Annotated in this window: 18 protein-coding genes, 1 pseudogene and 1 riboswitch; of the genes and pseudogenes, 16 read left to right on the top strand and 3 right to left on the bottom strand. The window is 70.9% G+C overall.

Features of this window, described 5'->3' with window-relative positions; genetic code table 11:
• Window positions 1–30 precede the first annotated feature (30 nt).
• From ACZ5NH_RS30715 to ACZ5NH_RS30690, 6 genes are all read left to right on the top strand, one after another.
• Window positions 31–687: a hypothetical protein gene (locus ACZ5NH_RS30715; RefSeq protein ID WP_468779800.1), complete on the top strand. Its 657-nt coding sequence runs from the start codon at window positions 31–33 to the stop codon at window positions 685–687.
• Window positions 688–704: 17 nt separating this feature from the next.
• Complete coding sequence (locus ACZ5NH_RS30710) at window positions 705–2,219, top strand: protein kinase domain-containing protein (protein ID WP_468779951.1); 1,515 nt, start codon at window positions 705–707, stop codon at window positions 2,217–2,219.
• Between the two features lie 121 nt (window positions 2,220–2,340).
• Entirely contained in the window at window positions 2,341–3,168 is an 828-nt protein-coding gene (locus tag ACZ5NH_RS30705; RefSeq protein WP_468779798.1) for a glycoside hydrolase domain-containing protein, read from the top strand.
• Window positions 3,169–3,383: 215 nt separating this feature from the next.
• On the top strand, window positions 3,384–4,037 hold the full coding sequence (locus ACZ5NH_RS30700) for a SurA N-terminal domain-containing protein (protein ID WP_451555028.1): 654 nt from the start codon (window positions 3,384–3,386) through the stop codon (window positions 4,035–4,037).
• 148 nt (window positions 4,038–4,185) lie between these two features.
• Window positions 4,186–5,265 (top strand): nucleoside triphosphate pyrophosphohydrolase, encoded by a 1,080-nt coding sequence (locus ACZ5NH_RS30695; protein ID WP_388632010.1) that lies wholly within the window; start codon window positions 4,186–4,188, stop codon window positions 5,263–5,265.
• Window positions 5,262–6,572 (top strand): cytochrome P450 family protein, encoded by a 1,311-nt coding sequence (locus ACZ5NH_RS30690; RefSeq protein ID WP_468779795.1) that lies wholly within the window; start codon window positions 5,262–5,264, stop codon window positions 6,570–6,572. The genes ACZ5NH_RS30695 and ACZ5NH_RS30690 overlap by 4 nt, the downstream gene beginning before the upstream one ends.
• Here ACZ5NH_RS30690 and ACZ5NH_RS30685 read toward each other — a convergent pair.
• Both ACZ5NH_RS30685 and ACZ5NH_RS30680 read right to left on the bottom strand, forming a co-directional pair.
• Complete coding sequence (locus ACZ5NH_RS30685) at window positions 6,566–7,285, bottom strand: DUF899 family protein (protein WP_468779793.1); 720 nt, start codon at window positions 7,283–7,285, stop codon at window positions 6,566–6,568. The two genes, ACZ5NH_RS30690 and ACZ5NH_RS30685, sit on opposite strands and share 7 nt — an antisense overlap.
• A 117-nt stretch (window positions 7,286–7,402) precedes the next feature.
• Window positions 7,403–8,137 (bottom strand): GbsR/MarR family transcriptional regulator, encoded by a 735-nt coding sequence (locus ACZ5NH_RS30680; protein ID WP_468779791.1) that lies wholly within the window; start codon window positions 8,135–8,137, stop codon window positions 7,403–7,405.
• Window positions 8,138–8,379: 242 nt separating this feature from the next.
• Here ACZ5NH_RS30680 and ACZ5NH_RS30675 point away from each other — a divergent pair, with 242 nt between their 5' ends.
• From ACZ5NH_RS30675 to ACZ5NH_RS30635, 9 genes and pseudogenes are all read left to right on the top strand, one after another.
• A complete protein-coding gene (locus ACZ5NH_RS30675; protein ID WP_468779789.1) occupies window positions 8,380–9,048 on the top strand; it encodes a DUF4097 family beta strand repeat-containing protein in 669 nt (222 codons plus the stop codon).
• A gap of 72 nt (window positions 9,049–9,120) precedes the next feature.
• Window positions 9,121–10,233 (top strand): serine hydrolase domain-containing protein, encoded by a 1,113-nt coding sequence (locus ACZ5NH_RS30670; protein ID WP_468779787.1) that lies wholly within the window; start codon window positions 9,121–9,123, stop codon window positions 10,231–10,233.
• A 320-nt stretch (window positions 10,234–10,553) separates the two neighbouring features.
• Window positions 10,554–11,624, top strand: a complete 1,071-nt coding sequence (locus ACZ5NH_RS30665) for a transglycosylase family protein (protein ID WP_468779785.1) — start codon at window positions 10,554–10,556, stop codon at window positions 11,622–11,624.
• A gap of 182 nt (window positions 11,625–11,806) precedes the next feature.
• A riboswitch (cyclic di-AMP (ydaO/yuaA leader) is annotated at window positions 11,807–11,979 on the top strand.
• Window positions 11,980–11,983: 4 nt separating this feature from the next.
• Window positions 11,984–12,664, top strand: coding sequence for a transglycosylase family protein (locus ACZ5NH_RS30660; RefSeq protein ID WP_388631990.1), 681 nt, complete (start codon window positions 11,984–11,986; stop codon window positions 12,662–12,664).
• 349 nt (window positions 12,665–13,013) lie between these two features.
• A complete protein-coding gene (gene eno / locus ACZ5NH_RS30655; protein WP_388631987.1) occupies window positions 13,014–14,321 on the top strand; it encodes a phosphopyruvate hydratase in 1,308 nt (435 codons plus the stop codon).
• A 118-nt stretch (window positions 14,322–14,439) separates the two neighbouring features.
• Entirely contained in the window at window positions 14,440–14,916 is a 477-nt protein-coding gene (locus ACZ5NH_RS30650; protein WP_468779782.1) for an FtsB family cell division protein, read from the top strand.
• A gap of 30 nt (window positions 14,917–14,946) precedes the next feature.
• Window positions 14,947–15,348, top strand: a pseudogene (locus tag ACZ5NH_RS30645) (DUF501 domain-containing protein); the annotation flags it as partial.
• Window positions 15,349–15,552: 204 nt separating this feature from the next.
• The gene (locus ACZ5NH_RS30640; RefSeq protein WP_468779950.1) at window positions 15,553–16,509 is read left to right on the top strand and encodes a Ppx/GppA phosphatase family protein; all 957 of its coding nucleotides are present in this window, start codon (window positions 15,553–15,555) and stop codon (window positions 16,507–16,509) included.
• 443 nt (window positions 16,510–16,952) lie between these two features.
• Window positions 16,953–18,332, top strand: coding sequence for an NAD(P)/FAD-dependent oxidoreductase (locus ACZ5NH_RS30635; protein ID WP_388631982.1), 1,380 nt, complete (start codon window positions 16,953–16,955; stop codon window positions 18,330–18,332).
• 105 nt (window positions 18,333–18,437) lie between these two features.
• Here the strand turns inward: ACZ5NH_RS30635 and ACZ5NH_RS30630 are convergent, their stop codons facing one another.
• Complete coding sequence (locus tag ACZ5NH_RS30630) at window positions 18,438–19,034, bottom strand: hypothetical protein (RefSeq protein ID WP_468779780.1); 597 nt, start codon at window positions 19,032–19,034, stop codon at window positions 18,438–18,440.
• 252 nt (window positions 19,035–19,286) lie between these two features.
• On the opposite strand from ACZ5NH_RS30630, the gene ACZ5NH_RS30625 reads away from it, so the two are divergent.
• Window positions 19,287–20,579 (top strand): class I SAM-dependent methyltransferase, encoded by a 1,293-nt coding sequence (locus ACZ5NH_RS30625; RefSeq protein WP_468779778.1) that lies wholly within the window; start codon window positions 19,287–19,289, stop codon window positions 20,577–20,579.
• Window positions 20,580–20,630: the final 51 nt, after the last annotated feature.

Here is a 20,630-nt window from a genome sequence, read left to right as displayed (position 1 = left end):
TCCGCACGCATCAGGCCTCCAGGAGCAGCCATGCAAGGCCCCGGCTACGCGCCGCCTCCGCCGCAGCCACCCTCGACCGGGGTGCTGGTCGTGCTGCGCGTGATCTTCGTGGCGGTGGCGCTCCTCAGCATCGGATTCCTGGCGTGGGTGGCGCCGCTGCGCGCGGCCATCGTGACCCGCAGGCCCGCCGAGTGGTGGTTCTTCGGCGCCTCCGTGACCGTCCTCGGCATCTGCTTCGCGCTCTTCAGCACCGACCACACCGACGACTTCAGCTCGGCGAACGGCTCGCTGGGCATGAGCATGTTGCTACTGAACGCCGTCGCCTGCGTCGCCTACTACCTCTACGCGGACATAGGCCACTTCCATCGGCTCCGCCAGGCTCACGCCGGGCAGGTGCCGTTGGGTCCGGGCTACGGGTACCCCCAGCCCGCCTCGCCGTTCACCGCTACGAGCAGGCCGAGCAGGCCGAGCACGCCGAGCACGCCGCAACCCCCGTACGTCGCGCCCCCGATGCCCCACATACCCGCGCCCCATCCGCCCCAGCGCCCGGCGCCCACCCACATCGAGCAGGTCCGCGCCGAACTGGACGAGCTGAGCGACTACCTGCGCCAACACGACGGTCGGCACGACGGCCGGCACGACGGCCCGCACGACGGGCGGCACGACGGTCACGAGGGCGGAAGGTGAGCGGGGCGGCAGGACGTGTGGTCGCCGGCCGGTACGAACTGTCCACGCTCATCGGTCAGGGCGGCATGGGCCAGGTGTGGACGGCGTACGACCGGCGGCTCGACCGGCGCGTGGCGGTCAAGCTGCTGCGCCCCGACAAGGTGGCGGGCCAGGAGGCGGACGAGCTGCGCCGCCGGTTCATGCGCGAGTGCCGGGTGACCGCGCAGGTGGACCACCCAGGCCTGGTGACCGTGCACGACGCGGGCAGTGAGGGCGAGGAACTGTTCCTCGTCATGCAGTACGTCGACGGCGCCGACCTGTCCGACCATCTCGCCGAGCACGACCCGTACCCGTGGCAGTGGGCGGTCGCGGTGGCCGCGCAGCTGTGCGCCGTGCTGAGCGCCGTGCACGCGGTGCCGATCGTGCACCGCGACCTCAAGCCGCGCAACGTGATGGTGAAGCAGGACGGCACGGTCACCGTGCTCGACCTGGGCGTGGCCTCGGTGATGGACACGGACACCACCCGCCTGACCCACACCGGCTCCCCGATCGGCTCGCCCGCGTACATGGCGCCGGAGCAGGCGATGGGCGGCGCGGTCGGCCCGTACACCGACCTGTACGCGCTCGGTGTGCTGATGCACGAACTGCTCAGCGGCGACGTGCCGTTCGCGGGCTCCACGGCGCTCGGGGTGCTGCACCGGCACCTGTACGAGCCCCCGCTGCCCGTGCGGCGTATCCGCCCCGAGGTCCCTGAGGCGCTGGAGACGCTCGTGCTGCGGCTGCTCGCCAAGGACCCGCAGCACCGGCCGGCGTCCGCGCAGGAGGTGTACGAGGACCTGGCGGCGCTCCTGCCCGCGCGGGGGACGCCCACCGGGGCGCCCTTGGATCCCACGCGCCCCTTCCTGCGCCCACACGCCCCCTGGCCGGACCGAGCGCGGACCCCCGCGCCCCAGCCCGCCCCCGTTGCGCCGGCCCCGCAGGTGGCCGGGAAGCCCGATGTCGCCGCCGCCGTCGACGAGGTCAAGCGCCTGCTCGGGGAGGGGCGCATCACCCAGGCCGTGGACATCCTGGGCGCGATCCTGCCCGCCGCCGCCGAGCAGCACGGCGAGCACTCCCCGGTCGTGCGCACCCTGCGCAAGCAGTACGCGGCCACGCTCATGGACGACGGCCAGTACCGGCGCGCGCTGCCCGAACTGCGCAGGCTCGCCGACGAACGCGCCGCCGAGGCCGGCCAGGCCGACCCGCAGTCCCTGCGCTACCGCTACGAGGCCGCGCAGTGCCTGGAGCAGCTGGGCCAGCCGGCGGCGGCCCTCGCCGAGTACCGCGCGCTGCTGCCGTACTACGAGAACCAGTACGTTTCCGGCGACCCGCAGCTCGCCCACGACGTCCGCCGGCGCATCGGCCATCTCCTGCTCGCTCTCGGCGACCGGCCGTCCGCCCACGACACCCTCGCCCGGCTGCTGATGGACGTCGAGCGGCTGCACGGCCCCGGCTATCCGATGGCCATGGAGATCCGGCGCACCCTGCAGTGGCTCGGGCAGGTGCGCGGATAGTTCTTTACCGTTCCCTGGCAGAACTTTGTGATCGTCAGGGGATTGGGTTGCCCGAAGGCTTGATCGGCGCCGGATAGGTTGCGCTTCTCTTTGCCAGGCACGTACGACAGGGGTGGATTCCATGGCCGGCCATCGGCAGTCGAAGAAGCGCAGATTCATCACGTGGGCGGTGGCCGGAGCAGCCGTGGTCGCCGGCGCCGGAATCGCCGCGCAGACCTCCATGGCCGCCACCACCTGGCCGGCGCAGAAGACGTTCACCGGCCACGCGTTCGACACCTGCGCCGCGCCCTCCCTGTCGGCGATGAAGGCCTGGCACACCGGCTTCTACGGGGCGGCGGCGGTCTACATCGGCGGCAGGAACCGAGGCTGCAGCCAGCCCAACCTCACCGCCTCCTGGGTGAAGTCGGTCGATTCCACCGGCTGGAAGCTCATCCCGATCTACGTCGGCGCCCAGCCGCCCTGCCAGTCCGGCTCCAACCCGGAGAAGCTCAGCGCCACCACCGCCGCCTCCCTCGGCAAGACCGATGCGGACGACGCGGCGGCCAAGGCGTCCGGGCTCGGCATGAAGGCCGGCAGCCCGGTCTTCCTCGACATGGAGCCGTACGACGTCACCAACACGTCGTGCAACAACGCCGTGCTGACGTACGTGCGGGCCTTCGACAAGGAACTGCGCGCCAAGATCTACCGCACCGGCTTCTACGGCTTCACCAGCTCCAGCGCCAAGGCGATCGCCACCGCCGGCGACAAGACGGACCTGCCGGGCAACCTCTGGTACGCGCTGTGGGACAAGCAGTACACCACCACCACGGACTGGCCGTGGGGCTCCACCCAGTTCACCGATCACAGCCGTGGTCACCAGTACATGGTGAACAGCAAGGAGACGCGCAACGGCTACACGATCACCGTGGACCGTGACGCGTGGGACGGGCCCGTCGCCATCGTCGGCTGAGGCCGGTCGCCGCGCGGGACAAGCCCTCTGCCGTCCCTCGTGCCCGCCCTGCTGCGGGGCGTGCGGCCGTCACATGGGGGCGTTCCGCCGGTGCGGCGGTGCCCGAAGTCGCGGTGAATCGTTGGTCGAATGGGTTGGCCTGAGCTGAGGCGCTGCCTACCATCGATCACCGCAAGACTTTGTGCACCGTCGCACAATCTCCTCGGGAGGTTTCCTTGCACCGCCGCCGTCGCACCGCGCTCGTCCTCACCGCCGCGATCGCCGCCGCGGCACCCCTGCTGACCGCCTGCGGAAACGATGCGCACCCGGGCGCCGCGGCCGTCGTGGGAGGGCAGCGGATCAGCGTCGCCCAGCTGGAGAGCCGGGTCAACGAGGTCCGCAGGGCGCAGCGGGCCGCGGTGCCGGACGAGACCCAGTACCAGCAGGTCCTCGCCTCCACCAGCAGCCTCACCCGGGACACCCTGCACAACATGGTCCTCGACCGGGTGCTGCACCGCGCCGCGCGGGACGCGGGCATCACGGTCAGCCGCGAGGAGGTCCAGCAGATGCGCACCGGGCTGGAGCAGCAGGCCGGCGGCGCCAAGGGGCTGCAGACCGCCTGGCTGCAGAAGTACGGCATCGCGCCCGCCCGCCTGAACGACAACCTCCGGCTCCAGCTGGAGGCGCAGAAGCTGGCCCGGCAGCTGGGCACCGACACCAGCCAGCCCGCCTTCTGGAAGGCGCTGTCGAAGGCGTCCCAGGAACTCCACATCGACCTCAACCCGCGCTACGGCACCTGGGACGTGCAGAAGAGCAGCCGCGTGGACGCCAGGACACCCTGGGTGCGGGAGGTCACGACGGCGTCGGGCGGGCAGCCGGTGACGGCGTAGCGAGGGGCCGGTCAGGGCGCCGGAACGGTACGGCGGGCAGCCGGGCCGGCTCGGGCAGCCGAGCAGGCCCGGTCATACGATCACACGTCCGTCCCCGCCCTGTGGACAACCGAATCCGCTTCCCGCCGCCGTGGGTTACGTTCGGATCGTGAACGCATCCAGCCCCGATCTCGTCCCCGCCGCCGGCCCCGGTCGCATCGTCCTGCTCACCACCAGCCACCGCGTCGCGCCCGGCCTGCTGTCCTGGCCCGCCTGGCAGGCCCTGCGCACCGCGGACGCCGTGCTGTGCGCGGACGGAGCGCATCCGCAGCTGCCGTATCTGCGCGAGGCCGGCATAGCGGTCGAGGAGGCGTCCCCCACCGCGCAGGAGCTCGTCGACGCCTGCACGGGCGGGCGGACGGTGGTGGTCGTGGCCACCGGTGAGGGGGAGCCCGCGCTCACCGACGGCCTGGCCCGGCTGGCCGGCTCCGGCCGCGTCGCCATGCCCGAGCTGGAACTGCTCCCGGCCTCCTACGACCTGCCCGGTGCCCGGCTGCTGGACCTCGTGCAGGTCATGGACCGCATCCGCGCCGAGTGCCCCTGGTCCTCCCAGCGGACCCATGAGGGCCTGGCCAAGTACGCCATCGAGGAGTCGTACGAACTGGTCGAGGCGATCGAGGCCGGCGACCGCGAGGAGCTGCGCGAGGAGCTGGGAGACGTCCTGCTCCAGGTCGTCTTCCACTCCCGGATCGCCGAGGAGCACCCGGAGACGCCGTTCTCCGTCGACGACGTGGCCGGCGGCATCGTCGCCAAGCTCGTCCACCGCCACCCGCATGTCTTCGGCGACGAGAAGGCCGAGACACCGGAGGACGTCAAGGCGCACTGGCTGCGCACCAAGGCCGAGGAGAAGCGGCGCACCTCGGTCACCGAGGGTGTCCCGCTCGGCCAGCCCGGCCTGGCCCTCGCCGCCAAGCTCGCCTCCCGCGCGCGCACGGCGGGCCTGGACGTGCCGCTCCCGCAGGGCGAGGGCATCGGCTACCAGCTGCTGGCCCTGGCGGCCCGCGCCGAGGCAGAGGGCGTGGACCCGGAGGCGGCCCTGCGCGCGGCGGCGCGTGCGTACCGGGACGCCATCCGGGAGGCGGAGGGAGTCGCCCCCGAGGCGATAGGCGCGGCCCCCGGCGGCCACCGGGACGCGGAGGCCCACCGGGACGTGGAGGCCCACCCGGATCCGGATACCGTCGAGGAGTGACCGACCAGCCCCAACCCCAGTCCGCCCCCGGCCCGGCCCCGGACTCCGCACCCGCCCTGTTCACCTGGGAGTTCGCCACCGACCCGTACCCCGCCTACGCCTGGCTGCGCGAGCATGCGCCGGTGCACCGGACGCGGTTGCCCAGCGGTGTCGAGGCCTGGCTGGTCACCCGGTACGCCGATGCCAAGCAGGCCCTCGCCGACCAGCGGCTGAGCAAGAACCCGGCTCATCACGACGAGCCCGCGCACGCCAAGGGCAAGACGGGCATCCCCGGCGAGCGCAAGGCCGAGCTGATGACCCATCTGCTGAACATCGACCCGCCGGACCACACCCGGCTGCGCCGGCTGGTCAGCAAGGCGTTCACCCCGCGCCGGGTCGCCGAGTTCGCGCCCCGGGTGCAGGAGCTGACCGACCACCTCATCGACCGGTTCGCGGCGAAGGGCTCCGCCGACCTCATCCACGAGTTCGCCTTCCCGCTGCCCATCTACGCCATCTGCGACCTGCTCGGCGTCCCGCGCGAGGACCAGGACGATTTCCGGGACTGGGCCGGGATGATGATCCGCCACGGTGGTGGGCCGCGGGGCGGGGTCGCCCGGTCCGTGAAGAAGATGCGCGGCTACCTCGCCGAGCTGATCCACAAGAAGCGCGAGGCGCTGCCCGCCGAGCCCGCGCCCGGCGAGGACCTCATCTCCGGCCTCATCCGCGCCTCGGACCACGGCGAGCACCTCACGGAGAACGAGGCTGCGGCGATGGCCTTCATCCTGCTGTTCGCCGGCTTCGAGACCACCGTCAACCTCATCGGCAACGGCACCTACGCCCTGCTCACCCACCCCGGGCAGCGCGAGCGCCTCCAGGACTCCCTGGCCCGGAAGGAAAGGGACCTGCTGGAGACCGGAGTGGAGGAACTCCTGCGCTACGACGGCCCGGTGGAGCTGGCCACCTGGCGGTTCGCCACCGAGCCGCTCAGCATCGGCGGACAGCACATCGCGCCGGGGGACCCGGTGCTCGTGGTGCTCGCGGCGGCGGACCGGGACCCGGAGCGGTTCGCCGACCCGGATGTGCTGGACCTCGCCCGCCGCGACAACCAGCACCTCGGATACGGCCACGGCATCCACTACTGCCTCGGCGCGCCGCTCGCCCGGCTGGAGGGCCAGACCGCCCTCGCCACCCTGCTCACCCGCCTGCCCGACCTGCGGCTCGCCGCCGATCCGGCCGACCTGCGGTGGCGCGGCGGGCTCATCATGCGGGGCCTGCGCACCCTGCCCGTGGAGTTCACGCCGGTCCCGGCAGGCACCGGCGATCAGTAGTCCAGGCCCGCGAACCAGTCGCCGCGGCCGCCCGGTGTCAGGTCGAGGAGGTGCCAGACGGGGTTGAGGAGGTCGATGCCGCGCTGGTCGATGTCCTCGGACATGCGCGGGTGGGCGGAGTAGAAGTGGTGGACCGTGCCGTCCGCGTCCCGGGTGAAGACGGAGACGGTGGAGTCCTGCACCCCGTCCTCGTCCTCGCTTCCCAGGTCGTACTTGAAGGTGCTGTCCCCGGTGCTCAGCAGCCGCAGCCGGGACCAGCCGCGGCCCCGGGCGTGCCGGCGCAGGGTGGGCGGGTCGGCGGCCGCGACGACGACGAGGTCGGCGTTCCGGGCGACGTGGTGGGCGACGCCGTTGAAGCCGTCGATCCACAGAGTGCACATCGGACACGGGTCGGTCTGCCGTTTGCCGTACATGAAGTGGTAGACGATCAACGGCCGGCCGGGGCCGGTGAACAGCTCGCTCAGCCTGACCTCGCGGACGGGCGTGTCGCCCGCGTCGAGGTCGGCGGGGTCCTCGAGAAAGACGTAGTCGTCGACGGCGGCGCCCTGCGGAAGCGCCCTGCGCAGGGCCGCGACCCTCTCGCGGTGGCGCATGAGGTCGATCTCTGCGTCGCGGAGTTCCTCGCGTGCGGCGAGGTACTCCGCGGACTCGCCCGCCAGCCGGGTGTGCCGCGCCATCGTGTCCTCCTGGACGGGAAGCCCTCCGTGGGTCATGTCGGGGTCCATGGTCGGGGCCGCCCCGCGCGCCGGGCGTGAGGCGCCGCCGTTTCCGACGGGTGACAAGGACGGCGAGAACCGAGCGGGGCCGGCCGGCCGCGACCCGAGGGTGGCTCAGGTGGCGCTGCCCGAGGCCGTCTCGGGTTTCGTGTGGAGGATCTCGCGGGCCTGGTCCGCGGCGCGGGCGATGCTCTCGGAGACGAAGTCGACGAAGCGGGCGATGTTCTCCAGGCGGGCGGCGGCCGCGGTGCCGGGACCGAGGATGCCGACGCCCTGCCGGGCGATCTCGCCGAGCTGGGCGGTGGACCGGGCGGCGGCCATCGTGGACTGGTACATGACGTCGTCGTCGACGACATAGCGTTCGCGGCGGCGTTCGTCGCGTTCGCGGCGGAGGAGGCCCTGGCTTTCGAGGAACGCGACCGCCTTGGAGACGGATGCCGGGCTGATCTGGAGGTGCCCGGCGAGTTCCGCGGCGGTGAGGCTGCCGGCGTCGGTGGTGTAGAGAGCGGCCAGCACCCGGGCCGTCATCCTGGGCAGGCCCGATTGCATGAAGACGGTGGTGAACGTCTCCTCGTACTCGCGTACGGCTTCGGCATCGCGCCCGTGGGCCTGTGGGGGCGTGTCGGTGTCCCGGGGCGCGGCCTTTCGACGGCGGTGGGCGCGGCGTTCGGTGGCACGGTGGGCCAGGTCGGCGCGGTAGGCGGTGGGGCCGCCGTTGCGCATGACCTCGCGTGTGACGGTCGAGGTCGGGCGGCCGAGGCGTCTGGCGATCTCCGCGTAGGCGAGGCTGTCGGCCAGTCCCAGCGCGATCTGCTGGCGTTCCTGCTGGGTGAGTCTGCCTCCCGGCATCGCGGTCTCCTTCGTGGTCCGTGGTGTCTCCACCGTAGCGTTCATTTTCAACCAAGTGCAACGAACAGATGGGCGCTGTTGCGTTGAATCCAAGACCATTGCAATGATTTCACGGCATCTAGCTGCAGTTATAGAGAGGGAGCGCAACGAACTCGTTGCCAGACATGCGAATGCAACGTAGCGTTTCTGTTGTCGGAAACAACGGGCCGAAGGGGCCCGCGATACAGCAGAAGGAGCGCACGATGCAGAAGTTCGACACCCCCGCCCCGGTCTCGGTCATCCTCGACGTCCCCGCCGGACACATCAGGTTCATCGCCGCCGACCGGACCGACACCACGGTCGAGGTCCTGCCCGCGGACGCCTCCAGGAGCCGCGACGTGAAGGCGGCGGAGCGGATCGAGGTCGCGTACGGCGACGGCGTCCTGCGGATCGAGGCCCTGGAGGCGAAGAACCGGATCCTCGGCAACTCCGGAGCCATCGAGCTGACCGTCCAGCTGCCCGCCGGCTCCCGCGTCGAGGGCAAGGCGGCCCTCGGCGAGTTCCGGGGCGTCGGACGGCTCGGCGACGTCACCTTCGAGGGCGCGCAGGGCACGGTCAAGCTCGACGAGACGGCGAGCGCCGACCTGACCCTCCAGTCCGGCGACATCACGGTCGGCCGCCTGGGCGGCCCCGCACGGATCAGCACCCAGAAGGGCGACCTCCGCATCGCCGAGGCCGCGCGCGGCACGGTCACCCTGCGCACCGAGCACGGCGCGATCTCGATCGGCGCCGCCCGCGGAGTCTCCGCCTCGCTGGACGCCGGCACCTCCTACGGCCGGATCCACAACGCGCTCAGGAACACCGACGGCGCCGCCGTTCTGGACATCCACGCGACCACCGCCTACGGCGACATCAGCGCCCACAGCCTGTAAGAGGGGCACCCTCAGGCCAGGCGATCCCGTCCGTCCAGTTGACTTCCGCGACAGTTCCGAAGGAGCACATCCATGTCCCTCACTCTCACCGGCCAGGACCGTCCGGAGCTGCGGAAGGCCATCGAGGAGATGGTCGAGTCCGGTTTCACCGGGGTGACGGTGCGCGTGCACGACGAGCGGGGCGAATGGGCCGGCGGCGCCGGGAGGCGCAAGCTGGGCGAGAGCGCGAAACCGCCGGTGGACGGGCATGTCCGGATAGGCAGCAACACCAAGACCTTCACCGCGACCGTGGTGCTGCAACTGGCCGCAGAGGACACGATCGGGCTGGACGATCCGGTGGCCGACTGCCTGCCCGAGTTCGGGCTGGACCCGAGGATCACGGTGCGGATGCTGCTGCAGCACACCAGCGGGGTGTTCAACTTCACCGGCGAGTACTACTACGACGGGACGTTCGCGCCGGGCATCCCCGCCACGACCGCGGGCCGGGAGTGGGTGGACAACCGGTTCAAGACCTACCGGCCGGAAGAACTGGCGCGGTTGGCGTCCTCCAGGCCGGCGCGGTTCGAGCCGGGGACGGACTGGAGCTACTCCAACACCAACTACGTGCTGGCCGGGCTGCTGGTCGGGAAGGTGACCGGCCACTCGCTCGCCGAGGAGATGCAGCGGCGGATCCTGGGGCCGCTCGGGCTGTCGGGCACCGTGCTGCCGGGCACCGGCCCGGAGATCCCCGAGCCGCACGCCCACGCCTACTACCGCTACGAGGAGGACGGCGAGCAGAAGACGGTCGACGTCACCCGCCAGAACCCCTCCTGGATCTCCACCGGCGGAGACATGATCTCGACGACCCGGGACCTCCACACCTTCATCTCCGCCCTGATGAGCGGCAAGCTGCTGCCGGCCCCGCTGCTGGCCGAGATGTGCAAGCCGCATCCCAAGGCCGGCTACGGCCTGGGGGTGTTCGTGCAGGACGCGGGCGACAACGGCGGCACCGTCATCACCCACAACGGCGGCATGGCGGGCCACGCGGCGCTGATGTACAGCACGCCCGACGGCGGCAAGACCCTGACCGCCGCGCTGAACTACGTCGACGACGCCGCCCTGTCCATGGCGATGGCGTTCCAGGAGGCGACGCAAAGGCTCGTCCAGGAGGTGTTCGGAGGCGGGCAGGACGGCCAGGCTCGGTAGCAGGGGCCGAGCGGCGTGGATCCGCGGGGCCACGTACGGGCGGCGTGGATCCGCGGGGCCACATACGGGCGGCGTACTCCGGCACCGCGTCGGAGTGCGCCGTTCGTTCGTGTTCACCGGCCCCGGGGACAAAGCGGACAGGACGGGAGTGTCGGTGCCGCGCGAGGGCGAGATGATAAACATTCAACTCTGTGATCTTCACGTGATCTGCGCGGCATGAACTTGTGACAAGTGATCGTCTGCCGATACGTTCACCCATCAGCGTGGCGAGAGGCACGAGTTCGCCGCGCGGGTCCCGCTGTCGCACGAAAGGCTTCCGCATGCTCTCCGGGAACGGTCGTCACCGTCGCCCCCGTCAGGCTCCGGCCCTCCTCGTCGCGGCCGGCGTGACCGGCTCCGCCATCGCCATCCCCCTGCTCGGCGCCGCCAGCGCCAACGCGGCCGACGGCACCACCTGGGACAAGGTCGCCGAGTGCGAGAGCGGCGGATCCTGGAGCGCGGACACCGGCAACGGCTACTACGGCGGTCTGCAGATCTCGCAGGACGACTGGAACAAGTACGGCGGCACGCGGTACGCCGAGAGCGCCGACCAGGCCAGCCGCTCCCAGCAGATAGCCGTCGCCGAGAAGATCCTCGCCGACCAGGGCACCAAGCCGTGGGCCATGTGCGCGCTGACCGCCGGGCTGACCTCCCACTCCGGTTCGGTCGACGTCGACCCCGGTGTCGGCGGCTCCGGCGACAGCGGCGCTTCGGGTGACGCGTCCGGCTCGGCCGGCGGCTCCGACTCGTCCGGTCTGCCGGATTCGTCCTCCTCGGACTCCGGTTCCGGCTCTGCCTCCGACTCCGCCTCGAACTCCTCCGGCTCGGACTCGACCGGCTCCCCCACGGGCGAGGGCGCCACGCCGACCCCGAGCGGGCACACCGCCGGGACCCCGGACGGCATCGGCGGCTCCATCGGGACCAGCACCCCCAAGTCCGACAAGACTGACAAGTCCGGCTCGCCCGACGGCGGAAGTTCACAGGGAGGCGACAGCTCTCCCACAGCCACCCCGAGCGCCGACAACCCGGACAAATACCAGCAGAGCGCCGGTTCCTGGAGCCTGGTCGACACCGGCGCGCTCAGCAGTGGCGGACGTCACCGTGGCGGGAGTGCGGACGAAAGCGTGACAAACGGTCAGAACGCCACATCTTCCGGCCGTCACGCCAGTCCTGAAGCGGGCACCTACACCGTCCGCGAGGGCGACTCCCTCGCCTCCATCGCCGACTCCCTTGGCGTCGACGGCGGGTGGCGGGCGCTCTACGACGCCAACAAGATGGCCATCGGCGCCGACCCGAATCACATCACCGCCGGTCAGACCCTGAAAGTCGGGGGCGAAAAGGGCGGCGAGTAGGGGCAGTTGACGCCCCGTTTCGCGGCTGATGTCCCTTTTGGCGAAAGTGTGGGATGAGTCTCAGAAGCCCTGATCGTCTTTGAAAATCCGACGATCGCATGTCTACGGTCAGGACCGCTCGTCACCACGAGCCCCGGCCGTCGCAACGCCGAATCCTGCCAGCGACTGCCCGGGAACAGTCGTCGCGTCAAGCGCCGTAGGCAGGAGCGGGGGACCCAAGGTAAGCGCCGGGCCCAGCGGTTGACGCTGGACCGGCTTGGGGTGAAGCCGCGCCTCGCATGAGCGAGTGCGCGGCCGGGCAACTCAACCGGCCCGAACCCGACAGCTCACCTCGCAGGCGTCGGTGAGGGGATCGATCCATGCTGTTCTCCGGCAAGGGCAAGCACCGTCGTCCGTCCAAGACCGTCCGCGCCATCACGCTCGCCGGTGTCACCGGCGCCGCTGTCGCCGCCCCGCTGATGGCGGCCGGCAACGCCTCCGCCGCCACCGCCTCCCAGTGGGACGCCGTCGCCCGGTGCGAGTCGGGCGGCAACTGGTCCATCAACACCGGCAACGGCTTCTACGGCGGCCTGCAGTTCACCAACTCCACCTGGGCCGCGTACGGCGGCACCGCCTACGCCGCGCGTGCCGACCTCGCCACCAAGGCGCAGCAGATCGCCATCGCCGAGAAGGTCCTCGCGGGCCAGGGCAAGGGCGCCTGGCCGGTCTGCGGCACGGGCCTGACCAGCGCCGCCTACAACGGTTCCGCCCCGACGGCCACCAAGTCCCGCAGCACCGCCACCCGCTCCACCGACCAGCAGGCCGCCACCCGCTCCACCACGCGGACGGCGCCGAAGGCGAGCAAGACCGTCACCACGCCGACCGGCAAGAAGGTCAAGAAGGGCGACGGCGAGTACAAGGTCGTCAAGGGTGACACCCTCAGCGCCATCGCCGAGAAGCACGGTGTGAAGGGCGGCTGGCAGAAGCTCTTCCAGCTGAACAAGGGCATCGTCCAGGACGCGAACCTCATCTACCCGGGCCAGCAGCTGCACCTGAAGTGACACCTGGCTCCGAACGGACCCGCAGTGCCCTCACATCCCCGGCCCGCACACTGAAGGCCCCGTGAGGGCCACCCCCGTCCCCACGGGCTCCCCGCCCCGGCGCGTGTTCCCCCGTACGCGCCGGGGCGGGGTCTTTCGTTTCCGCGCGCTGTTTCCCCACTCTTCGGCCGGGCCTCATCGGCAGGCCCCTTTGTTCCGTGGGTGAACAATGGGTACCGTCTGCGTGTCCCTCCTGTCCACGGGACGGTCGGTCGGTGGCCGGCGCCCCGGGGACGGTTAGGCTCTAGTCGCAAGGCACAGCCGTAAGGCAGAACGCCCCCGCACTTCCAGCGTCACATCCCAGAAGGAGATGCTCGTGCCGTCCATCGACGTCGTCGTAGCCCGGGAAATCCTGGACTCCCGAGGCAACCCCACGGTCGAGGTCGAGGTCGGCCTCGACGACGGCAGCACGGGTCGTGCCGCCGTCCCGTCCGGCGCCTCCACCGGCGCCTTCGAGGCCATCGAGCTCCGCGACGGCGACCCCAACCGCTACCAGGGCAAGGGCGTCGAGAAGGCCGTCCTCGCCGTGATCGAGCAGATCGGCCCGGAGCTGGTCGGCTACGACGCCACCGAGCAGCGCCTGATCGACCAGGCCATGTTCGACCTGGACGCCACCGACAACAAGGGCTCCCTCGGCGCCAACGCCATCCTCGGCGTCTCCCTCGCCGTCGCCCACGCCGCCTCCGAGGCGTCCGACCTCCCCCTCTTCCGCTACCTGGGCGGCCCCAACGCGCACCTGCTGCCGGTGCCGATGATGAACATCCTCAACGGCGGCTCGCACGCGGACTCCAACGTGGACATCCAGGAGTTCATGATCGCCCCGATCGGCGCGGAGTCCTTCTCCGAGGCCCTGCGCTGGGGCGCCGAGGTCTACCACACCCTCAAGTCCGTCCTGAAGTCCAAGGGCCTGTCCACCGGCCTCGGCGACGAGGGCGGCTTCGCCCCGAACCTGGGCTCCAACCGTGACGCCCTGGACCTGATCCTCGAAGCGATCAAGCAGGCCGGGTACGTCCCCGGTGAGCAGATCGCCCTCGCGCTCGACGTGGCCGCCTCCGAGTTCTACAAGGACGGCAAGTACCTCTTCGAGGGCAAGGAGCGCTCCGCCGCCGAGATGACGGAGTACTACGAGGAGCTCGTCGCGGCCTACCCGCTCGTCTCCATCGAGGACCCGCTGTTCGAGGACGACTGGGCCGGCTGGAAGGTCATCACCGACCGCCTCGGCGACAAGGTCCAGCTGGTCGGCGACGACCTGTTCGTCACCAACCCCGAGCGCCTCGCCCGCGGCATCGAGGAGGGCACCGCCAACGCCCTGCTGGTCAAGGTCAACCAGATCGGCTCGCTGACCGAGACCCTGGACGCCGTCGAGCTGGCCCAGCGCAACGGCTTCAAGTGCATGATGTCCCACCGCTCCGGCGAGACCGAGGACGTCACCATCGCCGACCTCGCCGTCGCCACCAACTGCGGCCAGATCAAGACCGGCGCCCCGGCCCGCTCCGAGCGCGTCGCCAAGTACAACCAGCTGCTGCGCATCGAGGAGATCCTCGACGACGCCGCGGTGTACGCCGGCCGCAGCGCCTTCCCGCGCTTCAAGGGGAACCACGAGATCTCCAAGGGCTGAGCCGACCCGGGCCAAGTCTTAGCCAGTCGTACGTACGTCCCCGTACCCGGTCCCGTACCGTGTCCGGGGACGTACGCACGTGTGAAGGACACCGGCAAGGGGAGGCGGGAGAAGCCAGATGGCCGTGAAGGACCGGGACCGTTTCTCCACCACGACCAGGCTGCGGCTGCTCGGCGAGCAGACGGCGGCCCGCGTGTACCGCTCCCAGACCAGGCGCCAGGCCCGCCGCTCCCGGCTCACCGGGCGTGCGGCGCTGCTCGCGCTGGTGCTGTGTTCCCTGATCGTCGCGCTCGCGTATCCGATGCGGCAGTACGTCTCCCAGCGCGCGCAGATCTCCGACCTCCAGCAACAGCAGGAGCAGGCCAGCAAGCGGGTCGAGCAGCTGCGCGACCTCAAGGCCCGCTGGCAGGACGACTCCTACGCCGAGCAGCAGATCCGGCGCCGGCTGCACTACGTGATGCCGGGGGAGACCGGGTACGTGGTGATCGACCCGGGCGCGGCCAAGCAGTCCCGCGCCGACCTCGGGGCCGCCCGCCGGCCCTGGTACGCGAACGTCTGGGACGGCGTCGACAAGTCCGACGCCTCCGACCAGTGAACCGACAGAAAGCCTGACGAGAAAGCAGTCATGGAAACGCCCCCGCCGCCCACTGAGCGCACCGAGCCCACCGACGCCGACGTCGAGGCCTTCCAGCAGCAACTCGGCCGCCCGCCGCGGGGCCTGCGGGCCATCGCACACCGCTGCCCGTGCGGTCAGCCGGACGTCGTGGAGACGGCACCCCGGCTGCCCGACGGCACGCCCTTCCCGACGACGTACTACCTGACGTGCCCGCGCGCCGCCTCGGCGATCGGGACGCTGGAGGCGGACGGCGTCATGAAGGAGATGACGGAGCGGCTGCAGACCGACCCGGAACTGGCCGCCGCCTACCGGGCCGCGCACGAGGACTACATCCGGCGCCGGGACGAGATCGAGGTCCTGGAGGGCTTCCCCAGCGCGGGCGGCATGCCCGACCGCGTGAAGTGCCTGCACGTGCTGGTGGCGCACTCGCTGGCCGCCGGTCCGGGCGTGAACCCGCTCGGCGACGAGGCGATCGCGATGCTGCCGGAGTGGTGGCGCAAGGGACCGTGCGTGCAGCCGCTCCAGGCTCCCGATCCGGCGGACGAGCACCCCGGTGAGGAGGGTGCTGTGTGGGACCCCGCAGAGGTCCGCAGCGGCTTCTTCGCCCACCGGCCGATGGTTCCGGAGGGCTTCTCCCGGGTCGCCGCCGTCGACTGCGGCACGAACTCCATCCGGCTGCTGGTCGCCGACGTCAACCCGGCCACCGGCGAACTGCTGGAGCTGGACCGGCGCATGACGATCGTGCGGCTCGGCCAGGACGTGGACCGCACCGGCCGGCTGGTACCGGAGGCGCTGGAGCGGACCTTCGCCGCGTGCCGGGAGTACGCCGGGGTCATCCGCGAACTCGGCGCCGCCGAGGTGCGGTTCGTCGCCACCTCCGCCTCCCGGGACGCCGAGAACCGGGACGACTTCGTACGGGGAGTCGTGGACATCCTCGGCGTCGAGCCCGAGGTGATCTCCGGCGACCAGGAGGCCGGGTTCTCCTTCACGGGGGCCACCAAGGAACTCGAGGGACGGGCCGACCTCGCCAAGCCGTACCTGGTGGTGGACATCGGCGGCGGCTCCACCGAGTTCGTCGTCGGCGACGAGCAGGTCCGGGCGGCGCGGTCCGTGGACGTCGGCTGTGTGCGGATGACCGAGCGGCACCTGGTGCACGACGGCAAGGTGAGCGACCCGCCCACCGAGGAGCAGATCGCCGCCATGAGGGCGGACATCGAGGCGGCTCTGGACCTCGCCGAGGAGACCGTCCCGCTGCGCGAGGCGCGCACGCTGGTGGGCCTCGCCGGGTCCGTCACCACCGTCTCGGCCATCGCGCAGGAACTGCCGGAGTACGACTCCGCGCGCATCCACCACTCCCGTGTCTCCCGCGACCGGGTGCGCGAGATCACCGAGTGGCTGCTGCGCTCCACGCACGCCGAGCGCGCCGCGATCCCGTCCATGCATCCGGGCCGGGTCGACGTCATCGGCGCGGGCGCCCTCGTACTGCTCGCGATCATGGAGCGGACCGGCGCCGAGGAGGTCGTGGTGAGCGAGCACGACATCCTCGACGGCATCGCGTGGTCGGTGGCGTAGCTCTCTTTTGTTACCCGTGGGTAGTCATCTGCTGAGCAGGTCGGATAACGTTTGAGCGGCATGGGGGGCCCTTCGGGGCCCCTTCGTCGCGACCGCTCCGGAAAAGTTCGTGAAGTTCTTCACAAGGAATTCGGCCCGGTCGGGCCGCGAAAGGGTGCCGGTTGGCCCTTCCGGGGGCCCAAAGGTCGTTTGAACATGTTCAGATGGAGGATGCGGGCGGCCGCGGAAAGGGTCGTTCCGGGGATGTCACGGCACCCTCACCGCCGCCCCGCCGACCCGGAGAGGCAGCTCACGCGGCATTGACAATGGCCCAAAGGGGGCTGCGGTTCCGCTCGCCCGCCATGACCTGAGTCACGTGGGTCGCGGAGTGTAGCACAGCCCCTGTCAGACCTTGTGAAGGGGCGCACGAGCACCCCCTCCAAGGCGGGTGGATACTCGATGGCATGAGCACCACGGAGCGTCCCAGGATCCTCGTAGTAGGCGGTGGGTACGTAGGCCTGTACGCAGCTCGGCGCATTCTCAAGAAGATGCGCTACGGAGAGGCGACCGTCACGGTCGTCGACCCCCGGTCGTACATGACCTACCAGCCCTTCCTCCCCGAAGCCGCCGCCGGCAACATCTCCCCTCGCCACGTCGTCGTCCCGCTGCGACGCGTGCTGCCGAAGGCGGAGGTCCTCACCGGTCGGGTCACCACCATCGACCAGGACCGCAAGGTCGCCACGATCGCCCCGCTGGTGGGCGAGGCGTACGAGCTGCCCTTCGACTACCTCGTGATCGCGCTCGGCGCGGTCTCCCGCACCTTCCCGATCCCCGGCCTCGCCGAGCAGGGCATCGGCATGAAGGGCATCGAGGAGTCCATCGGTCTGCGCAACCACGTCCTCGAGCAGCTGGACAAGGCCGACTCCACCACCGACGAGGAGATCCGCCGCAAGGCGCTCACCTTCGTCTTCATCGGCGGTGGCTTCGCGGGTGCGGAGACCATCGGCGAGGTCGAGGACCTGGCCCGGGACGCGGCCAAGTACTACAAGAACGTGTCCCGTGAGGACATGCGCTTCATCCTCGTCGACGCCGCCGACAAGATCCTCCCCGAGGTCGGCCCCAAGCTCGGCCAGTACGGCAAGGAGCACCTGGAGAGCCGGGGCGTGGAGATCTACCTCTCCACCTCCATGGACTCCTGCGTCGACGGCCACGTGGTGCTGAAGAACGGCCTCGAGGTCGACGCCAACACGATCGTGTGGACGGCCGGCGTCAAGCCGAACCCGGCCCTCGCCCGCTTCGGTCTGCCCCTCGGCCCGCGCGGCCACGTGGACTGCGAGCCGACCCTCCAGGTCAAGGGCACGGACTACATCTGGGCCGCCGGTGACAACGCACAGGTCCCGGACCTCGTCGGCCGCAAGGCGGGCAACGAGAACGCCTGGTGCCCGCCGAACGCCCAGCACGCGCTGCGCCAGGCCAGGGTCCTCGGCGACAACGTGGTCTCCGGTATGCGGGGCTTCCCGCAGAAGGAGTACGAGCACGCCAACAAGGGTGCGGTCGCCGGTCTCGGCCTGCACAAGGGCGTGGCGATGATCGTCATGGGCAAGATGAAGATCAAGCTCAAGGGCCGCCTCGCCTGGTACATGCACCGTGGCTACCACGGCATGGCGATGCCGACCTGGAACCGCAAGATCCGCGTCTTCGCCGACTGGACGCTCGGCATGTTCCTCAAGCGCGAGGTCGTCTCCCTGGGCGCCATGGAGAACCCGCGTGAGGAGTTCTACGAGGCCGCGAAGCCGGCGCCGGTCGCCGCCGCCAAGACCGAGGAGAAGGCCAAGGCCTCCTGACCCCGGTCGGGTGAACACGCCGAAGGGGCCGCCTGCCATCCGTGGTGCGGGCGGCCCCTTCGGCGTGCCGGCGCGCCTGCCGCCGAGGCCGGCGACACACTCCGGTCAGGTGGACACGGCGGGTTCCGCGACCTGCCGGGGCGCGTGGTGCGGGGTCTTGATGCTGTCGAGCACCTGCCGGTAGTCCCGGTCGACGGCGGCCCGCTGCCTGCCGGTGCCGACGGTCATGACCACGATCGACTGCTTGCCGTGGTCGACGAGGCGGATGTGCCCCACCCTGCCCTCGGCGCCGACGAGCCTGGCCTCCAGATACCGGTCGCCGTCCTTGGTGCCGGCATGGACGTCGGTGCTGTGCAGCCGGGCGCTGGTGTCGCCGCTGTTGTAACCGTCCACCGCGGCCTTGAGACCCGTTCTGAGATCCCACGGCTTGTCCGGGGCCTTGCCGGGCCCGTCGAAGACCGAGAAGCCCAGGGCTCCGTATCCGGTCGGCACCACGTAGTCGCGGCTGTTGACTCCGTGATCGCTGTATTTCTGCACCACGGGCTTTCCGGGGAGCCGGACGGTGATGCCGCTCGGGGAGTCGGTGATCTTCTGCCACTGCGTGGCGGCGAACGCGCTGCCCTGCGACAGCACACCTCCGGTGATCACCGCCGTCGAGGCGGTGAGCAGGGCGAGACGGTGGAACTTGGAAAGACGAACCATGGCAATGCACATCCGATGAGGAGAAGGGGAAGCCGGGTACGCCATCCATTACGGCCCGGCCTTCCGGTACGCGTCATGCCCCTGCAAGTCGTGGCTTGACCGACGGCGCGGCTTCGCGCACACTCCGCCCCCATCCGCGTGGCCCATACAGCTGTTTTTCCCACTTGTAACTCCTTTGCGGGACTGCGCCGGAGGGCCAACGGTGTTTACGTGGTTACCGGCATCCGGGATCTCGTCTTGGAGGTGTGCGCCATGACTGACGCCGCGTCGCGGCTGAGGAGTCTTGCCGAGCAAGGGCTGGGAGCCCCGCTCCCGGTACGGATCCGTGCCTGGGACGGGTCGCAGGCCGGGCCGCCGGACGCGCCGGCGCTCGTCCTGCGCAACCGCCGGGCCCTGCGCCGCATGCTGTTCAAACCGGGCGAGCTGGGCCTCGTCCGCGCCTGGGTCGCGGGCGACCTGGACATCGAAGGCGACCTGTACAGCGCGCTCGACGCCCTGGCGGGCCACGTCTGGGAGCGCGGCGAGGACGCCCCCGGCCTGCTCCGGTCCCTGCGCGACCCCGCCGTCCGGGCCGCCGGCCGCGAACTGCTGAAGCTGGCCGGGCCGCCGCTGCCGCCCGCCCCGCCGCGCGAGGAGGTCCGCAGACCGCGCCGGCATCTGCACACCCGGCGCACCGACAAGCAGGCGATCAGCCACCACTACGACGTCGGTAACGACTTCTACGAGATCGTGCTCGGCCCCTCGATGGTGTACTCGTGCGCCTACTGGGAGGACGCCGGCACCCTGGAGACCGCCCAGCGGGACAAGCTCGAACTCGTCTGCGCCAAGCTCGGCCTGAAGCCCGGTCAACGGCTGCTGGACGTCGGCTGCGGCTGGGGCTCGATGGCGATCCACGCGGCCCGTGAGCACGGGGTGAGCGTCGTCGGGGTCACGCTGTCGCAGGAGCAGGCGGCGTACGCCCGAAAGCGGGTCGCCGACGAGGGGCTGACCGACCGGGTGGAGATCCGGGTCCAGGACTACCGGGACGTCAAGGACGCCCCCTTCGACGCCATCTCCTCCATCGGCATGGCCGAACACGTCGGCGCCGAGCGGTACCTGGAGTACGCCCGCCGGCTGCACGACCTGCTGAAGCCCGGCGGGCGGCTGCTCAATCACCAGATCGCCCGCCGCCCCCAGCACGACGAGTCGGCGTACGCCGTCGACCCGTTCATCGACGCCTACGTCTTCCCCGACGGCGAACTCGCGCCCGTGGGCACCACCGTCACCCAGCTGGAGCGCGCCGGGTTCGAGGTGCGGGACGTGGAGTCGATCCGCGAGCACTACGCCCGCACCCTGCGCCGCTGGGTCGCCAACCTGGAGGGGGAGTGGGACCGCGCGGTCCGCCTCACCAGCCCCGGCCGCGCCCGCGTCTGGCGGCTGTACATGGCCGCCTCCGCGCTCGCCTTCGAACGCAACCGGATCGGCGTCAACCAGGTCCTGGCGGTCCGCACCCCGGAGTCGGGCGCGTCCGGGCTGCCGCTGCGCACCCGCACCTGGAACACCTGAACCGGGTACGGCAGAAGGGGGCCCCGTTGCCCGGGGCCCCCTTCACCGTCG

This window comes from Streptomyces sp. NPDC031426, from assembly GCF_055581585.1.
This window is presented reverse-complemented; position numbering and strand designations above follow the sequence as displayed.

Bases quoted from the DNA above. Each gene is read 5' to 3' on its own strand.
- eno (WP_388631987.1), top strand. From the start codon at position 13,014: ATGCTCGTGCCGTCCATCGACGTCGTCGTAGCCCGGGAAATCCTGGAC.
- ACZ5NH_RS30660 (WP_388631990.1), top strand. From the start codon at position 11,984: ATGCTGTTCTCCGGCAAGGGCAAGCACCGTCGTCCGTCCAAGACCGTC.
- ACZ5NH_RS30675 (WP_468779789.1), top strand. From the start codon at position 8,380: ATGCAGAAGTTCGACACCCCCGCCCCGGTCTCGGTCATCCTCGACGTC.
- ACZ5NH_RS30685 (WP_468779793.1), bottom strand. From the start codon at position 7,285: ATGACCCACGGAGGGCTTCCCGTCCAGGAGGACACGATGGCGCGGCAC.
- ACZ5NH_RS30705 (WP_468779798.1), top strand. From the start codon at position 2,341: ATGGCCGGCCATCGGCAGTCGAAGAAGCGCAGATTCATCACGTGGGCG.
- ACZ5NH_RS30650 (WP_468779782.1), top strand. From the start codon at position 14,440: ATGGCCGTGAAGGACCGGGACCGTTTCTCCACCACGACCAGGCTGCGG.
- ACZ5NH_RS30680 (WP_468779791.1), bottom strand. From the start codon at position 8,137: ATGCCGGGAGGCAGACTCACCCAGCAGGAACGCCAGCAGATCGCGCTG.
- ACZ5NH_RS30670 (WP_468779787.1), top strand. From the start codon at position 9,121: ATGTCCCTCACTCTCACCGGCCAGGACCGTCCGGAGCTGCGGAAGGCC.
- ACZ5NH_RS30635 (WP_388631982.1), top strand. From the start codon at position 16,953: ATGAGCACCACGGAGCGTCCCAGGATCCTCGTAGTAGGCGGTGGGTAC.
- ACZ5NH_RS30630 (WP_468779780.1), bottom strand. From the start codon at position 19,034: ATGGTTCGTCTTTCCAAGTTCCACCGTCTCGCCCTGCTCACCGCCTCG.
- ACZ5NH_RS30640 (WP_468779950.1), top strand. From the start codon at position 15,553: ATGGTTCCGGAGGGCTTCTCCCGGGTCGCCGCCGTCGACTGCGGCACG.
- ACZ5NH_RS30715 (WP_468779800.1), top strand. From the start codon at position 31: ATGCAAGGCCCCGGCTACGCGCCGCCTCCGCCGCAGCCACCCTCGACC.
- ACZ5NH_RS30625 (WP_468779778.1), top strand. From the start codon at position 19,287: ATGACTGACGCCGCGTCGCGGCTGAGGAGTCTTGCCGAGCAAGGGCTG.
- ACZ5NH_RS30665 (WP_468779785.1), top strand. From the start codon at position 10,554: ATGCTCTCCGGGAACGGTCGTCACCGTCGCCCCCGTCAGGCTCCGGCC.